At 72.6% G+C, this 8,495-nt stretch carries 8 protein-coding genes; 5 read left to right on the forward strand and 3 right to left on the reverse strand.

Annotation, left to right across the window (positions count from 1 at the left end):
* Window positions 1–51 precede the first annotated feature (51 nt).
* Complete coding sequence (locus tag IE272_RS34540; RefSeq protein WP_444544795.1) at window positions 52–1,191, forward strand: hypothetical protein; 1,140 nt, start codon at window positions 52–54, stop codon at window positions 1,189–1,191.
* A gap of 93 nt (window positions 1,192–1,284) precedes the next feature.
* Here IE272_RS34540 and IE272_RS34545 read toward each other — a convergent pair whose 3' ends face one another.
* The gene (locus tag IE272_RS34545) at window positions 1,285–2,607 is read right to left on the reverse strand and encodes a D-arabinono-1,4-lactone oxidase (RefSeq protein WP_190009599.1); all 1,323 of its coding nucleotides are present in this window, start codon (window positions 2,605–2,607) and stop codon (window positions 1,285–1,287) included.
* Complete coding sequence (locus IE272_RS34550) at window positions 2,564–3,811, reverse strand: MFS transporter (protein ID WP_050360249.1); 1,248 nt, start codon at window positions 3,809–3,811, stop codon at window positions 2,564–2,566. Before IE272_RS34550 ends, IE272_RS34545 begins: the two co-directional genes overlap by 44 nt.
* A gap of 207 nt (window positions 3,812–4,018) precedes the next feature.
* Here IE272_RS34550 and IE272_RS34555 point away from each other — a divergent pair, with 207 nt between their 5' ends.
* A complete protein-coding gene (locus IE272_RS34555) occupies window positions 4,019–5,176 on the forward strand; it encodes a ferrochelatase (RefSeq protein ID WP_190009601.1) in 1,158 nt (385 codons plus the stop codon).
* A gap of 33 nt (window positions 5,177–5,209) precedes the next feature.
* The gene (locus IE272_RS34560; RefSeq protein ID WP_190009603.1) at window positions 5,210–6,010 is read left to right on the forward strand and encodes an inositol monophosphatase family protein; all 801 of its coding nucleotides are present in this window, start codon (window positions 5,210–5,212) and stop codon (window positions 6,008–6,010) included.
* A 106-nt stretch (window positions 6,011–6,116) separates the two neighbouring features.
* On the opposite strand, the gene IE272_RS34565 is transcribed toward IE272_RS34560, so the two are convergent.
* Window positions 6,117–6,290, reverse strand: coding sequence for a hypothetical protein (locus IE272_RS34565; RefSeq protein WP_169808550.1), 174 nt, complete (start codon window positions 6,288–6,290; stop codon window positions 6,117–6,119).
* Window positions 6,291–6,667: 377 nt separating this feature from the next.
* Here IE272_RS34565 and IE272_RS34570 point away from each other — a divergent pair, with 377 nt between their 5' ends.
* The gene (locus IE272_RS34570; protein WP_003965735.1) at window positions 6,668–7,321 is read left to right on the forward strand and encodes a response regulator transcription factor; all 654 of its coding nucleotides are present in this window, start codon (window positions 6,668–6,670) and stop codon (window positions 7,319–7,321) included.
* A 5-nt stretch (window positions 7,322–7,326) separates the two neighbouring features.
* Window positions 7,327–8,495, forward strand: a 1,169-nt coding sequence (locus tag IE272_RS34575) for a sensor histidine kinase (protein WP_190009605.1), incomplete at its 3' end; no start/stop codon positions are given.

Below are 8,495 nucleotides of genomic sequence, written 5' to 3' on the forward strand. Positions count from 1 at the left end.
ATTTGTCCCTTCCTGTTGCATGGTGGGAGAGATGTCAAGCAGGGGCTGGTAATGGTTCAGAAGCCGGAAAGTGACACAGAACCGAAGGAAAGGCGCATAGATCTGAGTCTCCCGCAGGTCGCCGGGAGTGCCGTGGCAGCCGTCGCGGCGGCCGTGCTGGCCTCGCAGTTGGGCGTGTACGGCACGATCGCGGGAGCGGGCGTGATGAGCGTCGTCGCCACCTGCGGCGGCTCGGTCTTCCAGCACTTCTTCCGCCGCACCGGCGAGCAGATCCGCGAGGTGACGGTCCAGGTGACCCACCCGGAGGGCCGCCAGGTGACGGTGCACACCAAGGAGACGACGCCCGCCGGGCACAGAGGCGCCGCCCGGCGGTCCGAGCCGGAGCCGGCCGAGGACGCCACCACGGTGCTGCCCACGGTCGACCCGGGCACGGTCCCGGAGGTGGTCCCGGACGCGGAGAGCACGCGGCTGCTGAAGCCGGTCGACACCGACCGGACGCAGCTGCTGGACCTCGGCGACGCACGGACCCGGATGCTCCGCGTCCCACCGGGCACGGGCCCCGGAACCGATGCCGACCGTACGCAGCTGCTGCCGCACGCCGGCGACCGTACGCAGATGCTCCCGCGGTCCGCCGCGGACACGGCCGTCGCCGACGACGAGTTCGGCGAGGGCGTCACCCACGGAACCCGCCTGCGCGGCTGGAAGCGCCCCGCGCTCGCGGCCGCCGCGGTCTTCGCCGTCTCCATGGCCGGGATCACCGCGTTCGAGATGATCTCGGGCAACGACCTCAGCGGCGGCGAGGGCACCACCCTCAGCTCCGTCGTGCGCGGCGGCGGCGACCGGGACCCCGGACCCGCCGATCCCACGCCCTCCGGCGAGACCGGCCGGGACGGGGGAGCGGACGAGCGGGAACCGACCCCGGGTGACGGCACCGGATCCGCCCCCGCCACGGAGCGGGGCGACAACAGCGGCGAGAGCCCCGACCCCGGTACGGGCACGGGCGGCGAGAACCCGGGCACCGGGTCCACTCCCACGCCGACGCCCTCCGCTTCCGGCGGCGGGACCACGCCCGATCCGGTGCCGCCCACCCCGTCGCCCTCCGGCGACGCCGGAACCGGCGCTCCCTCGACCGGCACGGGCGTCGCCCCCGGGCAGGGGGAGCAGGCCCCGCCCGGCGCCGACGCCGAGTGACCGGCGTACCGGCGGGGCGTGGAACGCGCATCGGCCCCGGCCCCCTCACCAGGAGGGGGCCGGGGCCGACGGCGTACCGGGATCCGGAGCCGCTCAGTCGCCGAGCACGCGCCGCAGGTAGTCGTTGCCGAACAGGCGGTCCGGGTCCAGCCGGTCGCGCAGCGCGGTGAACTCGCCGAAGCGCGGGTAGACCTCCGCCAGATAGGCCGCGTCACGGGTGTGGACCTTGCCCCAGTGCGGCCGGCCGGCGTGCGCGGTCATGATCCGCTCGACCGCGGTGAAGTACGACCGGTGGGGCGTGCCCTTGTAGAGGTGGACGGCGATGTACGCGCTGTCCCGGCCCGAGGCGGTCGACAGCGCCATGTCGTCGGCCGGAGCGGTGCGCACCTCGACCGGGAAGCTGATCTTCAGTGGTGACCGCTCGACCATGGCTTTCAGCTCCCGCAGCACCGTCACCGCCTGCTCGCGCGGAACGGCGTACTCCATCTCCACGAACCGCACGCGGCGCGGGCTGGTGAACACCTTGTAGGGGATGTCGGTGTACGTACGCGCCGACAGCGCCCGGCTGGAGAGCCTGGCGATCGAGGGGATCGTCGCCGGGACCGCGCGGCCGAGCGAACAGGCGACCTGGAAGACGCCGTTGGACAGCAGCTCGTCGTCGATCCAGCTGCTCACCCTCCCGGGCGGGGCGGCCGGACCGGCGCTGCGGTTGTTGCGCTTGGTGTTGCAGTTCCCGGTGTGCGGGAACCAGTAGAACTCGAAGTGCTCGTTCTCGGCGACCAGGGCATCGAAGTCCGCGGTGACCCGGTCGAAGCTCATCGGCTCCTCACGGGCGGTCAGCAGGAAGATCGGCTCCACGGCGAGGGTGACGGCGGTGATCACCCCGAGGGCGCCGATCCCGATCCGGGCCGCGGCGAACACCTCCGGGTTCTCCACGGCCGAGCAGCGCAGCACCGTGCCGTCGGCGGTGACCAGCTCCAGTGCGCGGATCTGCGCCGCTATCGACGCCGAGTCCCGGCCCGTGCCGTGCGTACCGGTGGAGGTCGCCCCGGCGATCGTCTGCTCCATGATGTCGCCCATGTTCGTGAGCGACAGGCCCTCGCGGGCGAGAGCGGTGTTGAGCCGCTTGAGCGGAGTGCCCGCCTCCACCGTCACGGTCATCGCCGTACGGTCGATGTCCCGGATCCCGGTGAGCAGGTCCGGGCGTATCAGCACCCCGTCGGTGGCGGCCGCCGCCGTGAAGGAGTGGCCCGCCCCGACCGGCTTCACCCGCAGGCCCTCCGCGCCCGCCCGGCGCAGTACGTCCGCGAGTTCGTCCACGGACGCGGGGGACTCGGTACGGGCGGGCCGGGCGGTGACGGTGCCCGCCCAGTTACGCCACGTGCTCGTCGTCGTCCGTGCGTAGGTGTCGGTCATCTTGCCCGCGCCCTCCCGTCGCAGCCGGCCCGGCCAGCCGGCGATACCCCAGGAACGCCACCGCCGCCGCGAGAGCTCCCGCCACGGCGGGCACCGCGTACCCCGCCTTCGCCCCGGCGGCGTCGACCACCCAGCCGGCGGCCGAGGAGCCGAGCGCCACCCCGACCGCGAGCCCGGTACTGGTCCAGGTCATGCCCTCGGTCAGCTTGGTGCGCGGTACGTGCGCTTCGACGAGGGCCATGGTGGTGACCATCGTCGGTGCGATGGCGAGGCCCGCGACAAAGAGCGCCACGGCCAGCAACGGAAGGTTCCCGGCCAGTTGGAGGGGGATCATACTCACGGCCATCGCGCAGACACCCACCAGCCACCTGGTCCCGGGGTTCCCCTTGAGGTGCAGCAGCCCGAACACGGCCCCCGCGAGACACGAACCGAGCGCGTAGACGGCCAGCACCAGGGAGGCGGCGGCCTTGTGGCCGCGCTCCTCGGCGAAGGCCACGGTCACCACGTCCACGCCCCCGAAGATCGCGCCCGTCGCCACGAAGGTGGCCACCAGGACCTGGAGTCCCCGCGAGCGCAGCGCCGAACCTCCGGTGTGCTGCGACTTCGGGTGCGGCACCGGCTCGGTCGCCCGCTGCGCGGTCAGCCAGAAGACGCCGACCAGCAGGAAGGCGGCGGCGATCAGCGGACCCGCCTCCGGGAACCAGGCGGTGGACAGGCCGATGGAGATGATCGGGCCGAAGATGAAGCACACCTCGTCGACGATCGACTCCCACGCGTAGGCGGTGTGCAGATCACGGCCGGAACCCCGGTAGATCTCCGCCCAGCGGGACCGGACCATCGACCCCACGCTCGGCACGCAGCCCGCGCCCACCGAGAAGACGAACAGGGTCCACTCCGGCGCCCCCTGCTGGGCGCAGATCAGCAGACCCGCCACCGCCGCCACCGCGACCAGGGTGACCGGGCGCAGCACCCGGCGCTGCCCGTAGCGGTCGACCAGCCGGGAGACCTGGGGGCCGCAGACCGCCGCCGACATCGCCAGGGTGGCGGAGAGCGCCCCGGCCAGCCCGTAGCGGCCGGTGAGCTGGGAGATCATCGTCACGACGCCGATGCCCATCATGGACAAGGGCATCCGGCCGAAGAAGCCTGCGGCGGAGAATTCCCTGGATCCGGGGGCGGAGAAGATGGCGCGGTAGGGGCTGGGCAAGGGGTACTCCGGTCGTGCCTGTCAGGCGTATAGGTGGCCGATACAGCTTACGGCGGGGCCGGACGTTCCGGACACCGGATTCCGGCCCGGCCCGGGGGAGCGGCGCAGGTTCCCCGGGCCCCGTGGCCCCCGGCCCTTCCGGTCTTCCCGACGGGTCGTCGGATGTCGGTTGCCGCCCTGTCGGAGGCGGGTGGCAGGATCGATGCCATGTCCGATCTGCGCGATCCCGCTCCCTACGACGCCCTGCTGCTGCTCTCCTTCGGCGGCCCCGAGGGCCCGGACGACGTGGTCCCGTTCCTGGCGAACGTGACCCGCGGCCGAGGCATCCCCGAGGAACGCCTCAAGGAGGTCGGCAAGCACTACTTCCTGTTCGGCGGGGTCAGCCCGATCAACGCGCAGAATCGCGCGCTGCTCGACGCGCTGCGCAAGGACTTCGCGGAGCACGGCCTGGATCTCCCGGTCTACTGGGGCAACCGCAACTGGGCCCCGTATCTGACCGACGTCCTGCGCGAGATGACCGCCGACGGACACCGCCGGATCGCCGTCCTCGCCACCAGCGCCTACGCCTCCTACTCCGGCTGCCGCCAGTACCGCGAGAACCTCGCCGAGTCACTGGCCGCCCTGGAGGCCGAGGGGCTGCCCGTGCCCCGGGTCGACAAGCTGCGGCACTACTTCAACCACCCCGGCTTCGTGACGCCCATGGCGGACGGCGTCCTCGCCTCGCTCGCCGACCTCCCCGAGGACGCCCGCGCGGGCGCGCACATCGCGTTCACCACCCACTCCATCCCGACCTCCGCCGCTGACGCCTCGGGCCCGGCCGACGCGCACGGCGAGGGCGGCGCGTACGTCGCCGAGCACCTCGACGTGGCCCGGCTGATCATCGAGACGGTGCGCGAGGAGACCGGGATCGAGTACCCGTGGCGGCTCGTCTACCAGTCCCGCAGCGGCGCCCCGCACATTCCGTGGCTGGAACCCGACATCTGCGACCACCTGGAGACCCTGAGCGCCGAGGGGGTCCCCGCGGTCGTGATGGCGCCCATCGGCTTCGTCTCGGACCACATGGAGGTCCTGTACGACCTCGACACCGAGGCCACCGCGAAGGCCGCCGAGATCGGCCTGCCGGTCCGCCGGTCCGCCACGGTGGGCGACGACCCGCGCTTCGCCGCCGCCGTACGGGACCTGGTCCTGGAGCGCGCCGCGACCGAGCGCGGCCGGGCGGTGGAGCGCTGCGCGCTGGGCTCCCTGGGGCCCTCGCACGACCTCTGTCCGGTCGGCTGCTGCCCCGCCAGGACCCCGAAACCCGCCGCCGCCGGGGCCGACAGCCCGTACGCCCGATCCGTGGACGCCGCTACGGATGCCCCGTAGAGCGCCTGTTCCGCCGAGTCCCCTGGGAGCGCCGTGACCGACCCCGCCCTGTCCGAACTGCTCGACCTCGCCCTGGAGGCGGCCCGCCGCGCCGGAGCCCTGCTGCGCGACGGCCGCCCCGCCGACCTGGGGGTGGCCGCGACCAAGTCCAGCCCCATCGACGTGGTCACCGAGATGGACATCGCCGCCGAGAAGCTGATCACCGGCTACCTCTCCGACTTCCGCCCCGACGACGGCTTCCTCGGCGAGGAGGGGTCCAGCTCCCCGGGCAGCACCGGCATCCGCTGGGTCATCGACCCCCTCGACGGCACGGTGAACTACCTCTACGGCCTGCCCACCTGGGCGGTCTCCATCGCCGCCGAGCGCGACGGCGAGCGGGTCGTGGGCGTCGTCGAGGCCCCGATGCGCCGCGAGACGTACCGGGCGGTCCTCGGCGGCGGTGCGTTCGCGAACGGCGAAGCCCTGCGCTGCCGCCCCGCCCCGCCGCTGGACCAGGCCCTCGTCTCGACCGGTTTCAACTACGTCGCCCACGTCCGCGCCCACCAGGCGGACATCGCCCAGCAGCTGATCCCCAGGCTCCGGGACATCCGGCGCAGCGGCTCGGCGGCCGTCGACCTCTGCGATGTGGCGGCGGGCCGGCTGGACGGCTACTACGAGCGCGGGCTGCACCCCTGGGACCTGGCGGCGGGCGACCTCATCGCCCGGGAGGCGGGCGCGCTGACCGGCGGTCGCCCGGGGCTGCCCGCCGACGGCGACCTGACGGTGGCCGCCACCCCCGGCGTCTTCGAGCCGCTTCAGGCCGCCCTCGACGAGCTGGGCGCCTGGCACGACTGACGGGCACCCCGCCCCGAGGAAAGCCCTGACGAGGGGCCTGAGGCCGCCGCACACGCCACGGGGCCCCGGACACCATGACGGTGTCCGGGGCCCCGTGGCGTACGGCTCAGACGCTGGTGGCGCCGATTTCCACGCCGTGCTCGGCGGCGAGACGGCGCAGATCGTCCAGCTCGCCCTGCTCGACGTCCGCGAGGAAGTCGTCGCCGTCCTCGCGCGCCCGCGTGAGGTCGGTCTCGGTCGTCTTGATGCGTTGCAGCAGACCTGCGGTGAAAGCGTCCATGATGCGCCCCCTCATCGTGGGTCGGTGGCACGGGGGTGTGCCCGGGATCCCCCGGCCGGGGGGCCGGAGGTGCGGGTGATCGCGCCGCCGCTCCGGGGAAAAAGGAGTGGGCCGTGGCATGCCACGTGACAGGCGTGATCGCGGGTGTGAACCCCTCTTCCCCGCGCCATGACTCAGAGAAACCTCAACTGGCCCGGAAATCCGCCGGTTTCCCGGCGGACAGCCGCCCGGAGGTCCGGCCCGCCGCCGCCTTACCGCCGGTTTATGCGCGTTGCGGGCAGGATGGAGGCGCACAGTCGGCATTGCTGCCCGTGTTCGAGCGGGCCCGCGTGGGCCGCTCTGTGAACCCATCGAAGGACCGAAGGAAGGACTGCGCCGTGCGCGTACTCGTCGTCGAGGACGAGCAGCTGCTCGCCGATGCGGTGGCCACCGGACTGCGCCGGGAGGCCATGGCCGTCGACGTCGTCTACGACGGTGCCGCGGCCCTGGAGCGCATCGGGGTCAACGACTACGACGTCGTCGTGCTGGACCGGGACCTCCCGGTGGTGCACGGGGACGACGTCTGCCGCAGGATCGTCGAACTCGGCATGCCGACCCGGGTGCTCATGCTCACCGCGTCCGGCGACGTCAGCGACCGGGTCGAGGGCCTGGAGCTGGGCGCGGACGACTATCTGCCCAAGCCCTTCGCCTTCAGCGAGCTGACCGCCCGGGTGCGCGCGCTGGGCCGCCGTACGACGGTGGCGCTGCCGCCTGTCCTGGAGCGCGCCGGCATCAAGCTCGACCCGAACCGGCGCGAGGTCTTCCGCGACGAGGTGGAGATCCAGCTCGCCCCGAAGGAGTTCGCCGTGCTGGAGGTCCTCATGCGCAGCGAGGGTGCGGTCGTCTCGGCGGAACAGCTGCTGGAGAAGGCCTGGGACGAGAACACCGACCCCTTCACCAACGTGGTGCGCGTCACGGTCATGACGCTGCGCCGCAAGCTCGGCGAACCGCCCGTCATCGTCACCGTGCCGGGCTCCGGATACCGGATCTGAGGACCATGGCCACCACCTCCGAGCCTCCCGCGGCGCCCCCGAAGCCCACCTGGGAGCCCAAGCAGCAGGAGCCCCCGTACCCCTGGCTGCGCCCGACCATCCGCATACGGCTCACGCTGCTGTACGGCGGGATGTTCCTCATCGCGGGCATCGTGCTGCTGTCGATCATCTACATGCTGGCGGCGCAGGCGCTGCACGTGGGCACGGACCTGCCGTTCAAGCTGCTGCCCGACAGCAAGATCCAGCTCACCAACAACGCCTGCCCCGCCCTCACGCCGGGCCTCTCGGCGGACGAGGCGAACGCCGCGCTCAAGGCGTGCAACGAGTCACAGCGCAAACATGCGCTGGACACCCTGCTCAACCGTTCGCTGCTGGCCCTGGTCGGCCTGAGCGTGATCGCCTTCGCCTTCGGCTACGCCATGGCGGGACGCGTGCTGTCCCCGCTCGGCCGGATCACCAGGACCGCGCGCCGGGTGGCCGGGACGGACCTCACCCGGCGGATCGAGCTGGACGGCCCGGACGACGAGCTGAAGGAGCTGGCGGACACCTTCGACGACATGCTGGACCGGCTGGAGCGGGCCTTCACCGCGCAGCAGCGGTTCGTCGGCAACGCCTCGCACGAGCTGCGCACCCCGCTGGCGATCAACCGCACGCTGCTGGAGGTCCACCTCTCCGACCCGGAGGCCCCACCGGAGCTGCAGCAGCTCGGCAAGACCCTCCTGGCCACCAACGAGCGCAGCGAGCAGCTCGTCGAGGGCCTGCTGCTGCTGGCCCGCAGCGACAACCAGATCGTCGAGCGCAAGCCGGTCGACCTCGCGGAGGTCGCCGAGCGCGCCATCGACCAGACCCGGGCGGAGGCGGCGGCGAAGAAGGTCGAGATCCGCGGCGAACGGTCCACGGCGGTGGTCCAGGGCAACGGCGTCCTGCTGGAGCGGATCGCGCTGAACCTCGTGCAGAACGCCGTGCGCTACAACGTGCCCGAGGACGGCTGGGTGGAGGTCACCACCGAGGCGCGGGACGGGCAGGCGCTGATCGTCGTCTCGAACACAGGACCGGTGGTCCCGGCCTACGAGATCGACAACCTCTTCGAGCCCTTCAGGCGGCTGCGTACGGAGGGCACGGGCAGCGACAAGGGGGTCGGGCTCGGCCTGTCGATCGCCCGGTCCGTCGCGCG

It is taken from the genome of Streptomyces anulatus (assembly GCF_014650675.1).
GTDB lineage: Bacteria > Actinomycetota > Actinomycetes > Streptomycetales > Streptomycetaceae > Streptomyces > Streptomyces anulatus.